Source organism: Micromonospora sp. DT62 (genome assembly GCF_049847285.1).
In the GTDB taxonomy this organism is placed as follows: Bacteria; Actinomycetota; Actinomycetes; order Mycobacteriales; family Micromonosporaceae; genus Micromonospora; species Micromonospora reichwaldensis.
Map to the genome: position 1 here is coordinate 324,258 of NZ_JBNCOB010000006.1, position 17,412 is coordinate 341,669.

The following is a 17,412-nucleotide window of genomic DNA, read 5'->3' on the forward strand; positions in this document are numbered from 1 at the left end:
TCCGGCGGGAGCACGGGATCGGCGGGGTGTCGGGGGTCGACGGCGAAGTCCCGTGCACCGGACCGGAAAACTAACCGACCAGCGGGGGCCGTTCCGGCCGCCGGACGGTCAGCTTTGCGTCACGAAGCTCGAAGTAACCGCAGGGTCACTCGTCGGGCACCGTCCGTGCCGGGGCAGAGAGTGACAAGGATGGATCGGAGCGGATTTCCGACGAACATCGGAATTCACATGATCCGAATTCATCTTCGTGGGACGGTCTGGACCGCGCTGGGGCGACGCCGATCGGAGCAACCGGACGGACGTACGGAGGATCTCAGCCAACGCTCAGGATCCGGGCCGTACCGTGTGCCCAATGAGATCGCCGTTGTCGGCCGCGTGGATCCGGCGTGCCCTGCCCACCCGCCGGCGCGCCGTCGCCGCGGCGGCGGTCGTCGTGCTGCTTGCCGCCGCCGTGACCTGGTCCGTCCTGCCGCAGGGGCCGGCCGTCCGGACCGAGGCGGCGTTCGTGAACGTTCCCTCCGGGCCGACCGGAAACGAGCCCGTCGTCCTGGACACCACCTTCTACCTGCCCGAGGACGCATCGGCGGCGAACAAGGTGCCGGCGGTGCTGCTGGCGCACGGCTTCGGTGGCACCAAGGAGTCCGTCCGCGCCGACGCCGAGGAGTTCGCCGGACGCGGTTACGCGGTGCTCACCTGGACCGCGCGGGGCCTCGGCCGCAGCGGCGGACAGATCCACCTGGACCACCCGGACTACGAGGTCCGGGACGCCGAACGTCTGCTGGACTGGCTCGCCGCCCGGCCCGAGATCCGTACCGACGCCGCCGGGGACCCGAAGGTCGGTGTCGTCGGCGGCTCGTACGGCGGCGCCCTGGCGCTGCTGCTCGCGGCGCAGGACCAGCGCGTCGACGCGATCGTGCCCATGATCACCTGGAACGACCTGTCCCGCTCCTTCCTGCCGGAGAGCACCGGGAAGGAGCCCACCGAGGGCGTGTTCAAGTCCGGCTGGGCCGGCCTCTTCTTCGGCGGGGGCGGCAACGTCGGCTCCGGGCCGGCCGGGCTCTCCGGGACGAGTGCCGCCCAGCCCGAGGGGGCGCCCGCCTCCGCCGGCCCGCCCGGCCCGGGGCCGGGCGCCGGCCCGGGGACGGGTCCGGGGCGCGCCCCCGCCGGGGCGGGAGACCCGGCCTGCGGCCGGTTCGCCGCCGACATCTGCGCCGCGTACCTGCGCATCGCCACCACGGGTCGGGCCGACCAGGCCGCCGTGGACCTGCTGCGCCGCTCCAGCCCGGCCGGGGTGCTCAAGCGGATCAAGGCGCCGACCCTGCTCGTGCAGGGCGAGGCGGACACCCTCTTCCCGCTCGGCGAGGCGAACGCGAACGCGAACGGCATCGCCGCCGCCGGTACGCCCGTGCGGGTGGCCTGGTTCACCGGCGGCCACGACGGCGGCGAGGGCCCGAAGACCGACTCGGACCGGGTGAAGTTCCTGACCGTGCAGTGGCTCGACCACTACGTCAAGGGCGAGGGCGAGGCCCCGGGCGACGACTTCACCTGGTCGCGGATCGCCGGCTTCGACGCCCTCGACCGGGGGCTGGTGGCGACCGGCTACCGCTACGCCGACTATCCCGGCATCGCCGGCACGGCCCGCCGGAGCGTACCGGTGTCCGGCCCCGCCCAGCCCGTCGCCAACCCGCCGTCCCGCAACCCGGCCGCCATCTCCTCGGTGCCCTTCGCCGGTGAGTTGTCGTCGCTGCTCGGCGGCGTGGCGGGGGACATCCCCGGCCAGCACGCCCGCTTCGAGTCGGGGCCGCTGACCGAGGCGGTGGACGTCGTCGGCGCCCCGACCGTCGACGTGCGGGCGGCGTCGGCCACGGGGGAGGCGGTGCTCTTCGTCAAGCTCTACGACGTCGACCCCAACGGCGCGGCGACCCTGCCCAACGGCCTGGTCGCCCCGGTCCGGCTCACCGGCCTGCCGCCGACCATCGACACGGCGCGGCCGGTCACCGTCACCCTGCCGGCGATCGTGCGCCGGATCGAGGCCGGGCACCGGCTGCGCGTGGTGGTGGCGACCTCCGACCAGGCGTACGCCACCCCGGTCGAGCCGACCGTGCACACCGTCGCGGCCACTGGCGCGGTCAGCCTGCCGACCGTCGCCGGCGACCCGATCCCCACCTCCGCCACCGTGTGGCGCTGGGTGCTGGCCGGCCTGGTCGCGGCGATCGTCGTCGGGCTCGTCGTGGTCGTCGCCGTGGTCCGCCGCCGGCACCGCCGCCAGGACAGCTCCATCCACCCGGCGTACGCGGGCGTCCCGCTGGCCGTGCGGCAGCTCCGCAAGGAGTACGCGGACGGCTTCGTCGCCGTCTCCAACGTGGACTTCGAGGTGCACCCCGGTCAGGTCGTCGGCCTGCTCGGCCCGAACGGCGCGGGCAAGACCACCACGCTGCGGGTGCTGATGGGGCTGACCCAGCCCACCGCCGGCGAGATCTACGTCTTCGGGCACCGGCTGGTGCCCGGGTCGCCGGTGCTGTCCCGGATCGGGGCGCTGGTCGAGGGGCCGGGCTTCCTGCCGCACCTGTCGGGGCTGGACAACCTGAAGGCGTACTGGCGGGCCACCGGTCGGCCCGCCGGGGACGCGCACTTCGAGGAGGCCCTGGAGATCGCCGGCCTGGGCGACTCCGTGCACCGCAAGACCAACAACTACAGCCACGGCATGCGGCAGCGCCTCGCCATCGCGCAGGCGATGCTGGGCCTGCCCCAGCTGCTGGTGCTCGACGAGCCGACCGACGGGCTCGACCCGCCGCAGATCGCGGAGATGCGCCGGGTGCTCCAGCGCTACGCCACCGACGGCCGGGCGGTGCTGGTCTCCAGCCACCTGCTCGCCGAGGTGGAGCAGACCTGCACGCACGCGGTGGTGGTGAACAAGGGCCGCATCGTCGCCTCGGGCCCGGTCGAGGAGATCGTCGGCGAGTCGCCGAGCGTGCTCTTCGACGTGACCGACCCGGAGGCCGCCCGGGCGGTGCTGGACGGCCTGGACGGGGTGCGGGTGCTTCCCGACGGCGAGGGGCAGCTCGTGGTGGACACCAACGGCACCGCCCGTAGCGAGGTGGTCGCCGAGCTGGTCCGGGCCGGCATCGGGGTGGACCGGGTGGTGCCGCGGCGCCGCCTGGAGGACGCGTTCCTCGCCCTGGTGGGCGAGAACTCTCGGGGAAGCGGGGACCGATGATGGCGGGCACGTCACAAGCGGCGGGCGCGGCGGCCGGCTACCGGCCGTCGGCGACCCTGCCGTTCGGCGCCGAGTTCCGGCGGCAGGCCTCCCGGCGGCGTACGCAGCTCGCGCTCGGGTTCATGGTGCTGCTGCCGTTGATCATCCTGATCGCGTTCCAGTTCGACACGGGCGGCGACGACGACAACGGGCGCGGGGAGTTCGGCAGCCTGGTCGAGTTCGCCACGTCGGGCGGGCTGAACTTCACGCTCTTCACCATCTTCGTCTCGGCGTCGTTCCTGATGGTCGTGGTGGTGGCGCTGTTCTGCGGTGACACGGTGGCCAGCGAGGCGAGCTGGGGCAGCCTGCGCTACCTGCTGGCGATCCCGGTGCCCCGGGCCCGCCTGCTGACGGTGAAGCTGCTCGTCGCGCTCGTCTACTCGGCCCTGGCGCTGCTGCTGCTCGCCGGCACTGCCCTGCTCATCGGCACCCTCCGCTACGGCTGGGAGCCGTTGCGCAGCACCGTGGCGGCCCAGCTCGAACCGGGCGAGGGACTGCTGCGGCTGCTGGGCGTGCTCGGCTACCTGGCGGTCGTACTCCTGGTGGTGGCCGGCCTGGCGTTCCTGCTGTCGGTGGTGACGGACGCCGCGCTGGGCGCGGTCGGCGGTGCGGTGCTGCTCTGGATCCTCTCCAGCATCCTCGACCAGATCACCGCCCTGGGCGCGCTGCGCGCGTTCCTGCCGACGCACTACAGCACCGCCTGGCTGGGACTGCTGTCGACGCCGGTGCAGACCGACGACGTGGTACGCGGGGCGATCTCGGCGATCAGCTACGCGACGCTGTTCTGGGGCCTGGCGTTCTGGCGCTTCACCCGCAAGGACGTCACCAGCTGAGACGCCGGGCGCCTCACGGCAGCGGCCGGGGGCTGCTCGGCGCCGACCTGCTCGGCACCGGTCTGCCCGGCCGGGCCGGCGTCGGTGCCGGGTCGGTCGCCTTCTTCCAGGCGCTGACGCCGATCCGGCCCGTGTTGCCGAGGTCGACGGGCCCGTCCAGGCCGACGACCTGCGGGGCCCCGCCCACTGCGGGCGCGACCTCCAGGCGCTCGCCATCGGTGGCGACGACCGTCGGATCGGTGACCAGGTTGCGCCAGAGCACGGCGGCGCCGGCCCGCTCGCCGGGCTGCAGGGTCAGTGGCCGGGGCGGGTCGTCGAAGCCCGAGGTGATCTCCTTGGCCCCGTGGACCACCCGGACCGGGATGGGGTCGCCGTCGCCGTCGAACAGGCGCAGTACGGGGTAGCCGTGGAGCCGGTAGGGCTTCGTGCCGCAGTTGACCAGTTCCAGACCGAGCGCACGCAGACCCATCGCGGCGTCGCTGCCCGGCGAACTGATCCGGATGCCGGCTGCCGGGCACTCGGTCGTGGGAGTGGCCCAGAACGCCGTCGCCGATGCGGTCGCGGTCGGCATCGTGCCGGGCATCGTGGCCGGCGCTGATCCGGCTGGCGGCAGGTCGGCTGACGGCGGGTCGATCGCCGGCGCACAGGCGCCGAGCAGGACGAGGCCGGCGATCGCGAGCCCGACCGCCCGTGCCGGACCTGCGATGCCGTCGCGAGGACGCGGTGCGGGTCCGCCCGCGGGTCGGCTCGCGGGTCGGCTCGCGGGTCGGGGCGCGGGGAGGGCCATCGCCCGATCATCGCACCGGCCGGTGCGCCGCCGATCCCCTGACACCCGCCCGGTGGGACCCGGTGGCGCTGTCGAGCTGCCCCACCTGCGGGGCCAGCAGGCCGGGCCACCCCGGGAGGTGCCTGTCGAGCTGAATCGCCTACGACATCACCCGGCCCGCGCCACTTGGGGGGGTGAGGTGATCGGAGCGTCGGTCGCAGCCCGGCTGTAGCCGGCCACCGGGTCGAGCCGCACCACGGGCGCCCGGTTGACGATGGAGCCCCTGGCCCGTCGACTCTGGAACGTCCCCGGTCGGCTGCGCCACTGCCACTTCAGCGGGGAGGGGCGCACCCCCACCTGGCCGTGCGGCGACCGGGGCGACGCTCCTGCCCGTGCAGTACTTCGAGCGCGTTCCGACCTCGGGGTGGGGCTGCCTCGGCGAGGTGAGTCAGCAGGGCTGCACGGCCACCGGATCCATACGGCTACCGAGGCCGCCGACCCACCGACCGGTCCCCGACTGAGGCGGGCCGGTCACGGGGACGTCAGCGGGAACGGGGCCTGCGCTTGCGGGTGGGGGAGTCGGGGGAGTCCGGCGCGGTGCCCGAGTCGGCGGTGTCCCCGTCGCCGGACGGGTCGGTCACCCGGGCGTCGGTGTGGCTCAGTTCGGCCAGCGCCGTGCCCCTGAGCTGGTAGACGGCGGTGCGCCGGATGCTCAGCTCCGCCATCGGGCCGCCCGCCGGCCGGGTCAGGTAGACCACCGTCGCCCTGCCGTCGCGCACGCTGACGCTCTCCACCGGTGTACGGTCGCCGAGGTCGACCTGGGCCTGGTAGTCCGGCTCACCCTTGACGTTGCGCCAGGCGGCGAGGGTGAAGAAGCGGCCGGTGCCGCCGCCGTCGAGCATGACCACGCCGATCGCGTCGCCCGCGCCGTCGCCGTCGAGGTCACCGACGGCGCACGGCCGCTGCAACTCCACCGTCGTGCCGTCCCGGTCGGCCCACCGGCCGTTGGAGAGGCGGAGCGGGGCGGCGTACCCGCGGTAGCGGACCTTCCTGCTGCCGATGCGGGTGTCGCGCAGTTCGGGGCAGGTGAGCTGGTCGCCGGTGCGGCGGGGGGTCGGGGTGGCCCGGGTGGTGGCGGGGGTGGCGTCGACGTCGTCCCGCTTCGCGGCGGTGCCGGCGGGCCGGTCGGCGGACCGGTTCCGCTTCTTGCGGTTGCCGGTGGAGCAGGCGGTGGTCATCGCCAGCAGGCAGGCCAGGGAGAGCGCCACCACCGGGACGAGCTTGCGACGCATTCGCGCGTTCCTTTCCGTCGATGTGCCTGCACCGTAACGGGGGCGCGCCACGCATGCCCCGCAGCTTTGTGGGAGCGTTCCCACGATGAGGGAATGCATCGACAGTGCCGAATGAAAGTCGGCATTCTGATGTCGTCCCGTCGTCTCATCGGAGGTGCCCTGATGCTCGCTGACCGGATCGGCGGCCCAGCCCTGTCCCTGTTCCGTGCCGTCGTCGGCCTGCTCTTCCTCTGCCACGGCCTGGCCTCGCTGCTCGGGGTCCTCGGTGGCAGCCGGGGCACCGGCGAGGCGGTCCCGCTCGGCGAGTGGCCGGGGTGGTGGGCCGCGCTGATCCAGGCGGTCTGCGGCGGGCTGGTGCTCGTCGGGCTGTTGACCCGGGCGGCGGCCCTGCTGGCGTCCGGCTCGATGGCCTACGCGTACTTCATGGTGCACCAGCCAGACGCGCTGCTCCCGCTACGCAACGGCGGTGAGCTGGCCGTCCTGTTCTGCTGGTCGTTCCTGCTGATCGCCGTGTTCGGCCCCGGCGCGTGGGCGGTCGACACCGCGCTGCGGGCCCGACGCCCCGCCGACTCCCGCTCGGTGACCGCCTGAATCCGTACCGTCGAGGAAGGCCCGCCGGCCGCCCGACGGCGGCTGCGGGATCGCTCACAGCGTGGGATCTCCCGACGATCCGGGCGGCGTCGGTGCTTAGACTCGACGACACAACTGCATACCTCATCCAGAGGGGCTGAGGGATACGGCCCGACGACGCCCCGGCAACCACCCCGCGCGCTCATCGCAGAGCGACCGGCGGGGCAGGTGCCAATTCCGTCCCCGCCGCAGGGTGCGATGCGGGGAAAGATGAGAGGACCCGCGACATGACGTCGACGTTCGCCCCCTCCGGCATCGACACCACCGCCAGCCCCGCCCGCGCCCTGGTCTGTCGCGCCTGTTCGGCGCGCTACCCGCTCGCCGCCCAGCACGCCTGCTACGAGTGTTTCGGCCCGCTGGAGGTCGACTACGACGCCGCCGCGCTCGCGACGGTCACCCGGGAGCAGATCGAGGCGGGCCCGCAGAACATCTGGCGGTACGCGGCGCTGCTGCCCGCCGGCCAGGACCCGGCCACCCGGGTCACCCTCGACCCCGGCTTCACCCCGTTGGTGGCCGCCCCGCACCTCGCCGCCGAGTTGGGCATCACCGGTCCGCTCTGGGTCAAGGACGACAGCGCCAACCCGACCCACTCGTTCAAGGACCGGGTCGTCTCGGTGGCGTTGACCGCCGCCCACGCGCTCGGCTTCAGCCGCTACGCCTGCGCCTCCACCGGAAACCTGGCCAACTCCGTCGCCGCGCACGCGGCCCGGGCCGGCGCGCCGTCGGTGGTCTTCATCCCCGGCGACCTGGAGCAGGGCAAGGTCATCACCACCGCCGTCTACGGCGGCGAGCTGGTCGCCATCGACGGCTCGTACGACGACGTGAACCGGCTCTGCGGCGAGTTGGTGGAGACGGACGAGTTCGAGGACACCGCGTTCGTCAACGTCAACGTGCGCCCCTACTACGCCGAGGGCTCGAAGACGCTCGGCTACGAGGTCGCCGAGCAGCTCGGCTGGCGGATCCCCGCGCAGGTGGTGATCCCGATGGCCTCCGGCGAGCTGCTCACCAAGATCGACAAGGCGTTCGCCGAGCTGGTCGAGATCGGGCTGGTCGAGGCGCCGGCCGGCGGCTGGAAGGTGTTCGGCGCGCAGTCGGCCGGCTGCAACCCCATCGCCACCGCCCTGCACGCCGACACCGACACCATCACGCCCGTCAAGCCGACCGGCATCGCCAAGTCCCTCAACATCGGCGACCCGGCCGCCGGCATCTACGCGCTGGAGGCGGTGCGCCGCACCGGGGGCTGGATGGAGTACGTCGACGACGACGAGATCCGCGCGGGCATCCGGCTGCTGGCCCGGACCACCGGCGTCTTCGCCGAGACGGCCGGCGGGGTGACCGTGGCCGTGCTGCGCAAGCTGGTCGAGTCCGGCCGCCTCGACCCGGCCGCCGAGACCGTCGTCTTCAACACCGGCGAGGGCCTCAAGACCCTGGACGCGGTGGCCGGCGAGGTCGGCCCCACCCACCGCATCAAGCCCTCGCTCCGCGCCGCCCGCGACGCCGGCCTCCTCGGCTGATCCCGCCCCGCACCCCGGTCCTCCCCGCACCCCCGGTCCTCCCCGCCCCTCCGCGTCGATCATGAGGTTGGCGGCGAAGTTGATCGCGAACAGTGCCGCCAGCCCCGGGCCTCGGGCCCTCGGAGGGCCGGGAGCTGGCGTGCCCGAGGGGGGTTGCGGGCAGGCGGGCGGGGGATTCGCGGCGTAACTGGGTTTTCGCTGTGAGTGCGGAAAACGCGCCGACAAGGACTTGACGGCAGGAACCGGACGGCGCAAGATGCTCCGTGCGGGAGGGCGTTTCGCCGGAGACTTTCAGTTCTTACGACCCAACGCCGGAGGCGTTGTGCGAGCGTCCCTCCCGACCAACTTCCGATCGGGCCAGCGGTTGATCCGCTGGCCCGATCGTCGTCGTGCGGCACCCCCACGCCAAGCGGGCTGAACGAGCGTCGATCCCCACCGCCGACCTGACCGCGACCACCGGGTCGCGGTGGGGCCGGTGACCGGAGGGCGGCGGTCCGGCCGGGCTGTCTGCCGATCGGATCGGGGGCCGGACGCCCTGCGGTGTCTGCCCGAGCTAGGACACCGTGGTGTCCTGGTTCGCCACCGCCTGGGTCCAGACGTGCACGCTCGCGCCGGACGTGGTGACCGGTGCCAGGGTCGGGGTCAGCACCAGGACGTGTTCGTCGGACCCGTTCCGGCTGGTGAGGGGCAGGACGTACGCGGAGCCGACGGCGAGTTGCTGGACGCCCTCGACCGTCCAGGTGTCCTTCCCGCGGGTTCCGCCGAGTTGGTCGACGAGGATGGTGTCCTCGACGTCGCCCTTGAGCCTGTCGGAAACAGCGACCTTGAAGATGGTGTGGGGGGCGCCGCGCTCACCCTGGCGTACCTCCGCGACGCCAGTGACGGTCCCGACCACGACCGCATCGGCGTAGCCGGCGACCTTGGCGCGGTTGGTGGTGTCGAACGCGAAGCTCACCGAAACCGGGTGGGTCTGCGCGGGGCGAAGCTGTTGGTAGGTGAACCAGCCGCCAACGGCCAGAACAAGGGCGACCAGCCCGACGAACGGGGCCTTCAGTCGGTGGTTCATCTTCAGTACCCCCATTTGCTGTGATAGGTGCTGATGTCCCACGATTGCAAATTGTTGTTCATGTTCGGGTTGTAGTCGGTCGAGTAGGGGTCCATGACCGCAACTTCAGGACCGTGGTCGAGACCGATGGCGTGCCCGAATTCGTGGGTCATCGCGGCGTGATCACGTGAGGTGCTGTAACTGTCGAGATAGTGGGTGTTCATGACGATGTCGTCCGCGCCGGCTACGCAGGAGTAGTAGGCGACCGTGCCGTTCCCGCCGTCATTGCTGTCGCTGACGTCGACGTCGGAGTAACTCCAGGCGTCGTCGGCTCTGACGTCGATGGGATTGAGCGCGTTCCACTGGTTGACCGCGTGATTGAGCGAGTCGTTGTACTTGGTGAAGTCATCGTAGACGAGTTCCCCACCGTCGACCGCGTTGCAGGCGCTTCCGGCGATTCCCACGTCAGCCGCGGCAGGGGCCGCGAACAGGGCCGACGCGGCGATCATCCCGGACACCACCAGCATCGACCAGGCCGGCCGGCGACGGAAGACAGACTCTCGTTGCTCCACAGAACCTCCTCGAATATAGATAGAAGGTCGTCACTGTAACTGACCCGGGGCGTCCGATGTGGACCCGAATTCCCCGGACCCCGGTCCGCCCGAGAGGGGTGCGGGCGGGCGGCGACGCCGTCGCTGCCTCGGCGGCTGGGCGGACTGGCAGCTCACGATCCGAGTTGTGACACGGCCCTACTGATCTGAGGGGTTCCTGTTGCATGATGGCGGGCATGACGGAGACCCCGCACCCCCTGTACGACAGGCACGCCGACACCCTCAACCGGGCGCTGACCGCGATCACGGAGCGCGGGTACTGGTCCGCCTACCCCGAGTCGCCCAGCCCCCGGGTCTACGGCGAGACCGCCGCCGCCGACGGCAAGGCCGCCTTCGAGGCGTACCTCGGCGGTGACTTCCCCCTCGACCAGCCGGGCGCGGCCGACCGGGTCGCCACCGAGAGCAGCCCGTTCGGCGTCGAGCTGAACGTCCGCTACCCGCACGCCGGCGCCGACGAGCTGGTCGCCGCCGCCTCCGCGGCCCTGCCCGGCTGGCGCGACGCCGGCCCGCAGGCCCGGGTGGGGGTCTGCCTGGAGATTCTCGACCGGCTGCACAAGCACATCTTCGAGCTGGCCAATGCGGTGCAGTTCACCAGCGGCCAGGCCTTCGTGATGGCCTTCCAGGCGGGCGGCGCGCACGCGCTGGACCGCGCGCTGGAGGCGGTCGCCTACGCGTACGCGGAGATGACCCGGCACCCGGGGACGGCGGGCTGGGAGAAGGCGGCCGGCAAGGGCGACCCGCTGCGGATGACCAAGACCTTCCACGTGGTGCCCCGTGGCGTGGCGCTGGTGATCGGCTGCAACACCTTCCCGACCTGGAACTCGTACCCGGGGCTGTTCGCCTCGCTGGTCACCGGCAACCCGGTCGTCGTCAAGCCGCACCCGCGCGCGGTGCTGCCGCTGGCGATCACGGTGAAGTACGCCCGTGAGGTGCTCGCCGAGGCCGGCTTCGACCCGAACCTGGTGCTGCTCGCCCCCGAGGCTCCCGGGGAGAAGCTCGCCTCCACGCTGGCCCTGCACCCGGCCGTGAAGATCATCGACTTCACCGGTTCCACCGAGTACGGCGACTGGCTGGAGGCCAACGCCCGGCAGGCGGCGGTCTACACCGAGAAGGCCGGGCTGAACACGGTGGTGATCGACTCCACCGACGACTTCGCCGGGATGTGCCGCAACCTCGGCTTCACCCTGAGTCTCTACAGCGGCCAGATGTGCACCACGTCGCAGAACATCCTGATCCCCGGCAACGGCATCGAGACCGACCAGGGGCACAAGAGCTTCGACGAGGTGGCGGGCGGGATCGCCGCGGCGGTCGCCAAGATCACCGCCGACCCGACGCGCGGCGTGGAGATGACCGGCGCGATCGTCAACGACGGGGTGCTGGAGCGCCTCGACGAGGTCACCAAGGTCGGCGAGGCGCTGCTGGAGTCGCGTACGGTCGAGCACCCGGCCTTCCCCGGCGCGGTGGTCCGCACCCCGACGGTGGTCAGGCTGGCGGCCGACGACACCGCGACCTACTCGAAGGAGTGGTTCGGGCCGATCTCGTTCGCCATCGCCACGGACTCCACCGCGCACAGCCTGGAGATCCTGCGCGCCACGGTCGGCGAGAAGGGCGCGCTCACCGCGGCGGTCTACTCCACCGACGAGGCGGTCCTCGACGCGGCCGAGACCGCGGCGATCGAGGTCGGGGTGCACCTCTCCTGCAACCTGACCGGTGGGGTCTTCGTGAACCAGTCGGCGGCCTTCTCCGACTTCCACGGCAGCGGCGCCAACGCGGCGGCCAACTCGGCGCTCACCGACGGCGCCTACGTGGCCAACCGGTTCCGCATCGTGCAGTCCCGCCGGCACGCCTGAGAGGTCCGGCTGCCCGGGTCGGCCCCGCGCGGGCCGCTCCGGGCAGCCGATCCGGTCCTGGCGGAACGGGTCGCCAGCGCGTCAGGCCGGGCGGCGCATCTGGAGCTCGGTGAGCGCCGGGACCGTGGGGTGCGGGACGCGTACGCCGGTGTCGACGAAGCCCAGCCGTCGGTACGCGCGGTAGGCCCGGTCGTTGCCGACCACGACCTCCAGCATCAGTTCGGGGCGCCCGCAGGCGCGGGACCAGGCCGCGACCGCGTCGACGAGGTCGCCGAGGAGGCCCGTGCCCCGCCAGGGCGGGGTGACGTAGACGGCGTACACCACGGTCAGCCCCGGCTCCCCGGGGGCCACCGTGCCGCCGGCGTGCCCGACGAGCCGGCCGCCCGGGTCCGCGACGAACTGGGCGGTGCCCGCCCCGACGGAGACGGACGCGATCCTGGCCGCGTAGTCGGCGTGCGACCGGGCCGCCGCGTCGGCGAGGGTCTCCAGGAAGGCCAGCGGGGCGTCGGCGAGCATCTCCAGCCGCAGCGCCCGCATCCGAGCTGCGTCCGGGGGTCGGACCCGCCGGATCTCCGCCCGCCGCGTCGGCCCCGGACCGTCGGGCGTGCTCGTCATGCCGAATGCCTATCACAGCGATGACGGCCGATGGCCGTCGATCGGCGTATGTCCGATTTGTGGTCGTGCGGTGTCGTCACGCTTCGTGTAGCGTGCGATTTCGGTCACCGTTTCAGCGGCCCTCGTCGATCGCCGAGCCGGTGGTCCTCCGGTGCCGGCCCGCCCGGCCTCCGGGGTCGTGGAACGCCGCGCAGAGTGAGGAAGTGCACCGTGGCAGAGGGCACCGTGAAGTGGTTCAACTCCGAAAAGGGCTACGGCTTCATCGCCGTCGACGGTGGGCAGGACGTCTTCGTCCACTTCTCGGCGATCGAGATGGACGGCTACAAGGCGTTGGACGACGGCCAGCGGGTCGAGTTCGAGATCGCCCAGGGCCAGAAGGGCCCCCAGGCCGAGCGCGTGCGCGTCATCGCCTGACGGGCGTCCCTCCCGCGCCCCCGCGCCGACCGACCTCCCGGCCACCGGTCGTGGGGCGCCGGCCGGGGGCGGCCCGGTGCCCCGGGTGGTCGCCGGCCGGTCCGCTCCACGGGGCCGGGCAGTCTGCCGGTCCGCTCCACGGGGGCGGGCTTCGACGCGGTTGCGTCGGCAGGGGAGGATCGTGAGCCGTTCCAGCCATCGCTGAGGAGGGTTCATGTCCGACCAGCCACCCCAGGCCGCGCCGCCCCCGGGAGATCCCGACCCCTCCGCGACGCCACCCGTCGGCCCGGGCGGCGCTGCGCCGACGGACCCGCAACAGCCGCAGGACTGGGTCTTCCCGCCCACCGGCGGGTACCCGGCCGGCTCCGGCCCGTACGGCGGGCAGCCGTGGTACCCGGGCGCCCCGGTCGCGTACCCCGGGCAGCCGGGCGCCCCGGTCGCGTATCCCGGGCAGCCGGTCCACGGGTGGTACCCGCCGGGGCACGGCCTCGACCCGGCCGACCTGCTCGTCACCCCGCCCGGCGCGGGCGTCAACGGCTGGTTCGGCCGGTGCGTCGGCGCGGTGCGCCGGGGCTGGCGGCTGCTGCTGCCGATCCTGCTGCTCACCCAGGTGCTGCCGGCCCTGGTGGTGTCGATGCTCTCGCTGGTCGTCGACCCGAGCGCCAAGTGGGAGGAGTCCATGGCCGGCGACCCGGCCGCGCTGCCCGACACCTTCCTGACCGACACGGTCGTCCTGCTGTCCGTGGTGCTCGGCAGCGCCCTCATCTTCGGCTTCGTGCAGAGCCTGGGCTGGGCGGCCGGCACCTGGGTGGTCACCCGGCAGGCGGCCGGTCAACCGGTGAGCGTGGGCGCCGCCCTCTCCTACGGGGCACGCCGGGCGCTGGGCCTCTGGGGCTGGACCCTGCTGATGAGCGTCATCATCGGGCTCGGGGTCTGTCTCTGCGTGATCCCCGGCATCTACTTCGCCTTCGCGCTGAGCATGGCCGGCCCGGTCTACCTGTTCGAGCGGCAGCACCCGATCGGCCGTTCCTTCCGCATGTTCCACGACCGGCTCGGTCTGCTGCTCGGCCGGGTGGCGCTGGTGGGGGCGGCGGTGATCGTCGGCGGCGGGGCCGCCGGCATGGTGGAGGGCATCGGCGCGCTGCCGTTCGGCACCACCCCGCTGGAGTCGCCCGGCACGGCGGTCGGCGTGCTCGTGGTGACGCTGGTGGGCGCGGTGCTGGCCCTGCCGACCCACCTCGCCCAGCTGGTCGGCCTGGTCGTCACGTACGCCGAGCAGCGCGCCCACGAGGGGCCGGTGGACAGCGCGCGGCTGGCCGGCGAACTCGGCTGACCGGGGCGATCGTGCTTGCACTCGGCAGGGGAGAGTGCTAAACAAGTCATTGGCACTCGCATACCGCGAGTGCCAATGGTCGGGGCGGTAGGGCCACGGTCGTAGCGGCGCCCAGACGCGGCTGCGGCACATGGCCGGTCGTCGCGGGCTATCCGGCCCGGCCGAGGAGACGTCGTCGTCGCCAGGTGGCGACGTCCCCAAGGTGCGTACACCAGGCGGCCCATCCGGGACACACACTCGGGTGGCCCGTGAGTGTCCAGGAGGACAACGCCGTATGGCCAAGATGATCGCGTTCGACGAAGAGGCGCGCCGCGGCCTCGAGCGGGGCATGAACCAGCTCGCCGACGCCGTGAAGGTGACCCTCGGCCCCAAGGGCCGCAACGTCGTCCTCGAGAAGAAGTGGGGTGCCCCCACCATCACCAACGATGGTGTGAGCATCGCCAAGGAGATCGAGCTCGAGGACCCCTACGAGAAGATCGGCGCCGAGCTGGTCAAGGAGGTCGCGAAGAAGACCGACGACGTCGCCGGTGACGGCACGACGACGGCGACCGTCCTGGCCCAGGCCCTGGTCCGCGAGGGCCTGCGCAACGTGGCCGCCGGTGCCAACCCGATCGCCCTGAAGCGGGGCATCGAGGCCGCCGTGGCCAGCGTCTCTGAGGAGCTGCTCAAGCTCGCCAAGGACGTCGAGACCAAGGAGCAGATCGCCTCCACCGCCTCCATCTCCGCCGGTGACACCAGCGTCGGCGAGATCATCGCCGAGGCGATGGACAAGGTGGGCAAGGAAGGCGTCATCACCGTCGAGGAGAGCAACACCTTCGGGCTGGAGCTGGAGCTCACCGAGGGTATGCGCTTCGACAAGGGCTACATCTCGGCCTACTTCATGACCGACCCGGAGCGCATGGAGGCCGTCTTCGACGACCCCTACCTCCTGATCGTCAACAGCAAGATCTCGTCGGTGAAGGACCTGCTGCCGATCCTGGAGAAGGTCATGCAGTCGGGCAAGCCGCTGCTGATCATCTCCGAGGACATCGAGGGCGAGGCCCTGGCGACCTTGGTCGTCAACAAGGTCCGGGGCACCTTCAAGTCGGTCGCCGTCAAGGCGCCGGGCTTCGGTGACCGCCGCAAGGCCATGCTGGCCGACATCGCCATCCTCACCGGTGGCCAGGTCATCAGCGAGGAGGTCGGCCTCAAGCTGGACGCCGTCGGCCTCGACATGCTGGGCCGCGCCCGCAAGGTCGTGGTGACCAAGGACGAGACCACCATCGTCGACGGTGCCGGCGACGCCGAGCAGATCCAGGGACGGGTCAACCAGATCCGGGCCGAGATCGACAGGAGCGACTCCGACTACGACCGCGAGAAGCTGCAGGAGCGGCTGGCCAAGCTGGCCGGCGGCGTCGCGGTGATCAAGGTCGGCGCGGCCACCGAGGTCGAGCTGAAGGAGCGCAAGCACCGCATCGAGGACGCCGTCCGCAACGCGAAGGCCGCCGTCGAGGAGGGCATCGTCCCGGGTGGTGGCGTCGCGCTGGTGCAGGCCGGCAAGTCCGCCTTCGACAAGCTGGACCTGGTCGGCGACGAGGCGACCGGCGCGCAGATCGTCAAGATCGCGCTGGACGCCCCGCTGCGGCAGATCGCCGTCAACGCCGGTCTCGAGGGTGGCGTGGTCGTCGAGCACGTCCGCAACCTCAACCCGGGTCACGGCCTCAACGCCGCCAACGGCGAGTACGTCGACCTGCTGGCCGCGGGCATCATCGACCCGGCCAAGGTGACCCGCTCGGCGCTGCAGAACGCCGCGTCGATCGCGGCGCTCTTCCTCACCACCGAGGCCGTCGTGGCGGACAAGCCGGAGAAGACCCCGGCCGCCCCGGCTGGTCCGGGTGGCGGGGACATGGACTTCTGAGTCCAGTTCCAAACGCCGCAAGGGGCGGGCCGCGTCAGCGGTCCGCCCCTTGTGCTGTCACGTCGGCAGTGGCCGTTGGTTGCGTCTCTTCTGCGCCCGGTCGTACGGCTGCGGGATCTGCACCGGCTCGTCGACCAGCGTCACCGGCTCGTCGGCCGGCTCGTCGACGCCGGCCATCTCCGCCTGCTGCTCGGCGTCGCCGTAGTCGAGCCGGTCGAACGGCAACGGGCCGGGGCGTTCGTCGTCCGTGGTCATGGCTGCCTCCTCTACCGGAAACGGTAGGGCGCGACGATCACCAATGCGGGCGAATGGCGTTATGAGGGTCTATATCCCGTTCGCCCCGTTGTCAGTCCCCGAGCGTCCTGCGGTAGAGGAAGAAGACGCGCTCGATCCGGGCACCCGCGCTGCCCGAGTAGAACGGGACCGGTCCGACCCAGCCGATCTGCGCCGCCGTCACGCCCGCCGCCCGCTGCTCGCGCAGGCAGCGGCGCAGCAGCACCCCGCCGATCCCCGAGCCCTCGGCCGCCGGGGCGGTGCCCATCGGGCCGAACCAGCTCGGCCGGGACGACCCGTACGCGGCGAAGCCGAGCACCTCGCCGTCGCGCTCGGCCAGGTGACAGCCCGCCCCCTCCCGGCCCACCGAGCCGGCCAGCTCGGCGTCCCAGGCCCCGCCGAAGGTGGCGCGGGCGAACTCCGCCAGCGCCGGCAGGTCACCCGCCTCAGCGCGGCGGACCGCGATGCCCTGCCCGGCCAGCCGCGCCTCCGCCGGCTCCGTCGGGCGCAGCGCGGGCGAGCCGTCGTACGACAGGTCGGCGGTCATGTTCCACGCCGTCCGGTCCTGCCGGTAGCCGAGCGCCAGCGCGGCGCAGACCGCCGGGGTGTAGCGCACGTCGATCCCGGGCCAGGCGTAGTACGGCGGGTTCCCGGCGAGCAGCACCTCCACCGCGCCGAGTTCGGCGAGCCGCGCCTCGGCGGTCGCCAGCAGGGCCCTCCCGACACCGTTCCGCCGCTCCTCCGGTGCCACCGCGACCAGGTCGACGTGACCACGGGCGTCGCCGTCGCCGGCGGCGAGGGAGCCGATGAGCACACCGACGAGACGCCCCTGCCGGTGCGCGCCCCACGCGAACACCGGGCGGTGGGCGGCGGCCCGCGCCCAGAGGGTGTCCACGACGGCCGGCGCCTCGGCTGCGTCCTCCGGCAGGTCCAGTGCCCGCCCGCAGAGCTCCACCACGGCGGGCCGCCGGTCGGGCCCCAGCTCGACGATCTTCAGGTCCATGGACGCCGACCCTAGGTCACCGGAGCGTTTCTGTTAAGAAGAGCCCCTGTTGGCGGCGGGGAAGAGCCCTCGTTGGCGCC

Annotated in this window: 15 protein-coding genes and 1 riboswitch; of the genes, 8 read left to right on the forward strand and 7 right to left on the reverse strand. The window is 72.6% G+C overall.

What is annotated here, in order from left to right; genetic code table 11:
- The first annotated feature begins 352 nt into the window (after positions 1–352).
- On the forward strand, positions 353–3,217 hold the full coding sequence (locus tag ACPXCB_RS12420) for an alpha/beta fold hydrolase (RefSeq protein WP_425874958.1): 2,865 nt from the start codon (positions 353–355) through the stop codon (positions 3,215–3,217).
- Positions 3,214–4,089, forward strand: a complete 876-nt coding sequence (locus tag ACPXCB_RS12425) for an ABC transporter permease (RefSeq protein WP_425874960.1) — start codon at positions 3,214–3,216, stop codon at positions 4,087–4,089. The genes ACPXCB_RS12420 and ACPXCB_RS12425 overlap by 4 nt, the downstream gene beginning before the upstream one ends.
- A gap of 13 nt (positions 4,090–4,102) precedes the next feature.
- Here ACPXCB_RS12425 and ACPXCB_RS12430 read toward each other — a convergent pair whose 3' ends face one another.
- Positions 4,103–4,660, reverse strand: a complete 558-nt coding sequence (locus ACPXCB_RS12430) for a DUF4232 domain-containing protein (protein WP_425874962.1) — start codon at positions 4,658–4,660, stop codon at positions 4,103–4,105.
- 737 nt (positions 4,661–5,397) lie between these two features.
- On the reverse strand, positions 5,398–6,147 hold the full coding sequence (locus ACPXCB_RS12435) for a hypothetical protein (RefSeq protein WP_425874964.1): 750 nt from the start codon (positions 6,145–6,147) through the stop codon (positions 5,398–5,400).
- Between the two features lie 162 nt (positions 6,148–6,309).
- On the opposite strand from ACPXCB_RS12435, the gene ACPXCB_RS12440 reads away from it, so the two are divergent.
- Together ACPXCB_RS12440 and thrC are read left to right on the forward strand one after the other, a co-directional pair.
- Positions 6,310–6,738, forward strand: a complete 429-nt coding sequence (locus tag ACPXCB_RS12440; protein ID WP_425874966.1) for a DoxX family protein — start codon at positions 6,310–6,312, stop codon at positions 6,736–6,738.
- 120 nt (positions 6,739–6,858) lie between these two features.
- A riboswitch (SAM riboswitch) is annotated at positions 6,859–6,994 on the forward strand.
- 10 nt (positions 6,995–7,004) lie between these two features.
- On the forward strand, positions 7,005–8,291 hold the full coding sequence (gene thrC / locus ACPXCB_RS12445) for a threonine synthase (protein WP_425874968.1): 1,287 nt from the start codon (positions 7,005–7,007) through the stop codon (positions 8,289–8,291).
- Between the two features lie 553 nt (positions 8,292–8,844).
- Here thrC and ACPXCB_RS12450 read toward each other — a convergent pair.
- Together ACPXCB_RS12450 and ACPXCB_RS12455 are read right to left on the reverse strand one after the other, a co-directional pair.
- The gene (locus ACPXCB_RS12450) at positions 8,845–9,357 is read right to left on the reverse strand and encodes a hypothetical protein (RefSeq protein WP_425874970.1); all 513 of its coding nucleotides are present in this window, start codon (positions 9,355–9,357) and stop codon (positions 8,845–8,847) included.
- Positions 9,358–9,359: 2 nt separating this feature from the next.
- Positions 9,360–9,908 carry a matrixin family metalloprotease gene (locus ACPXCB_RS12455; protein ID WP_425874972.1) on the reverse strand — a complete coding sequence of 183 codons (549 nt, stop codon included), beginning with the start codon at positions 9,906–9,908 and terminating at the stop codon, positions 9,360–9,362.
- Positions 9,909–10,123: 215 nt separating this feature from the next.
- Between ACPXCB_RS12455 and paaN the strand changes: the two genes are divergently transcribed.
- Positions 10,124–11,797 (forward strand): phenylacetic acid degradation protein PaaN, encoded by a 1,674-nt coding sequence (paaN, locus tag ACPXCB_RS12460; protein ID WP_425874974.1) that lies wholly within the window; start codon positions 10,124–10,126, stop codon positions 11,795–11,797.
- An 81-nt stretch (positions 11,798–11,878) separates the two neighbouring features.
- On the opposite strand, the gene ACPXCB_RS12465 is transcribed toward paaN, so the two are convergent.
- Positions 11,879–12,412, reverse strand: a complete 534-nt coding sequence (locus ACPXCB_RS12465) for a GNAT family N-acetyltransferase (RefSeq protein WP_357578716.1) — start codon at positions 12,410–12,412, stop codon at positions 11,879–11,881.
- A 210-nt stretch (positions 12,413–12,622) separates the two neighbouring features.
- Between ACPXCB_RS12465 and ACPXCB_RS12470 the strand changes: the two genes are divergently transcribed.
- The 3 genes from ACPXCB_RS12470 to groL all read left to right on the forward strand — a co-directional run bounded on the left by ACPXCB_RS12470 (position 12,623) and on the right by groL (position 16,056).
- Positions 12,623–12,826 carry a cold-shock protein gene (locus tag ACPXCB_RS12470; protein WP_121400069.1) on the forward strand — a complete coding sequence of 68 codons (204 nt, stop codon included), beginning with the start codon at positions 12,623–12,625 and terminating at the stop codon, positions 12,824–12,826.
- 214 nt (positions 12,827–13,040) lie between these two features.
- Complete coding sequence (locus ACPXCB_RS12475; RefSeq protein ID WP_425874976.1) at positions 13,041–14,159, forward strand: DUF3824 domain-containing protein; 1,119 nt, start codon at positions 13,041–13,043, stop codon at positions 14,157–14,159.
- Positions 14,160–14,433: 274 nt separating this feature from the next.
- Positions 14,434–16,056: a chaperonin GroEL gene (gene groL, locus ACPXCB_RS12480; protein ID WP_425874978.1), complete on the forward strand. Its 1,623-nt coding sequence runs from the start codon at positions 14,434–14,436 to the stop codon at positions 16,054–16,056.
- 57 nt (positions 16,057–16,113) lie between these two features.
- Here the strand turns inward: groL and ACPXCB_RS12485 are convergent, their stop codons facing one another.
- On the reverse strand, positions 16,114–16,311 hold the full coding sequence (locus ACPXCB_RS12485) for a hypothetical protein (RefSeq protein ID WP_088998151.1): 198 nt from the start codon (positions 16,309–16,311) through the stop codon (positions 16,114–16,116).
- A 91-nt stretch (positions 16,312–16,402) separates the two neighbouring features.
- The gene (locus tag ACPXCB_RS12490) at positions 16,403–17,332 is read right to left on the reverse strand and encodes a GNAT family N-acetyltransferase (protein ID WP_425874980.1); all 930 of its coding nucleotides are present in this window, start codon (positions 17,330–17,332) and stop codon (positions 16,403–16,405) included.
- Between the last annotated feature and the right edge of the window lie 80 nt (positions 17,333–17,412).

What these genes read in the sequence shown, in the direction of transcription:
- ACPXCB_RS12475 (WP_425874976.1), top strand. Translation starts at nt 13,041, where the DNA reads ATGTCCGACCAGCCACCCCAGGCCGCGCCGCCCCCGGGAGATCCCGAC.
- ACPXCB_RS12430 (WP_425874962.1), bottom strand. Translation starts at nt 4,660, where the DNA reads ATGCCGACCGCGACCGCATCGGCGACGGCGTTCTGGGCCACTCCCACG.
- ACPXCB_RS12485 (WP_088998151.1), bottom strand. Translation starts at nt 16,311, where the DNA reads ATGACCACGGACGACGAACGCCCCGGCCCGTTGCCGTTCGACCGGCTC.
- ACPXCB_RS12440 (WP_425874966.1), top strand. Translation starts at nt 6,310, where the DNA reads ATGCTCGCTGACCGGATCGGCGGCCCAGCCCTGTCCCTGTTCCGTGCC.
- ACPXCB_RS12490 (WP_425874980.1), bottom strand. Translation starts at nt 17,332, where the DNA reads ATGGACCTGAAGATCGTCGAGCTGGGGCCCGACCGGCGGCCCGCCGTG.
- ACPXCB_RS12425 (WP_425874960.1), top strand. Translation starts at nt 3,214, where the DNA reads ATGATGGCGGGCACGTCACAAGCGGCGGGCGCGGCGGCCGGCTACCGG.
- ACPXCB_RS12435 (WP_425874964.1), bottom strand. Translation starts at nt 6,147, where the DNA reads ATGCGTCGCAAGCTCGTCCCGGTGGTGGCGCTCTCCCTGGCCTGCCTG.
- ACPXCB_RS12450 (WP_425874970.1), bottom strand. Translation starts at nt 9,357, where the DNA reads ATGAACCACCGACTGAAGGCCCCGTTCGTCGGGCTGGTCGCCCTTGTT.
- paaN (WP_425874974.1), top strand. Translation starts at nt 10,124, where the DNA reads ATGACGGAGACCCCGCACCCCCTGTACGACAGGCACGCCGACACCCTC.
- ACPXCB_RS12465 (WP_357578716.1), bottom strand. Translation starts at nt 12,412, where the DNA reads ATGACGAGCACGCCCGACGGTCCGGGGCCGACGCGGCGGGCGGAGATC.
- groL (WP_425874978.1), top strand. Translation starts at nt 14,434, where the DNA reads ATGGCCAAGATGATCGCGTTCGACGAAGAGGCGCGCCGCGGCCTCGAG.
- thrC (WP_425874968.1), top strand. Translation starts at nt 7,005, where the DNA reads ATGACGTCGACGTTCGCCCCCTCCGGCATCGACACCACCGCCAGCCCC.
- ACPXCB_RS12420 (WP_425874958.1), top strand. Translation starts at nt 353, where the DNA reads ATGAGATCGCCGTTGTCGGCCGCGTGGATCCGGCGTGCCCTGCCCACC.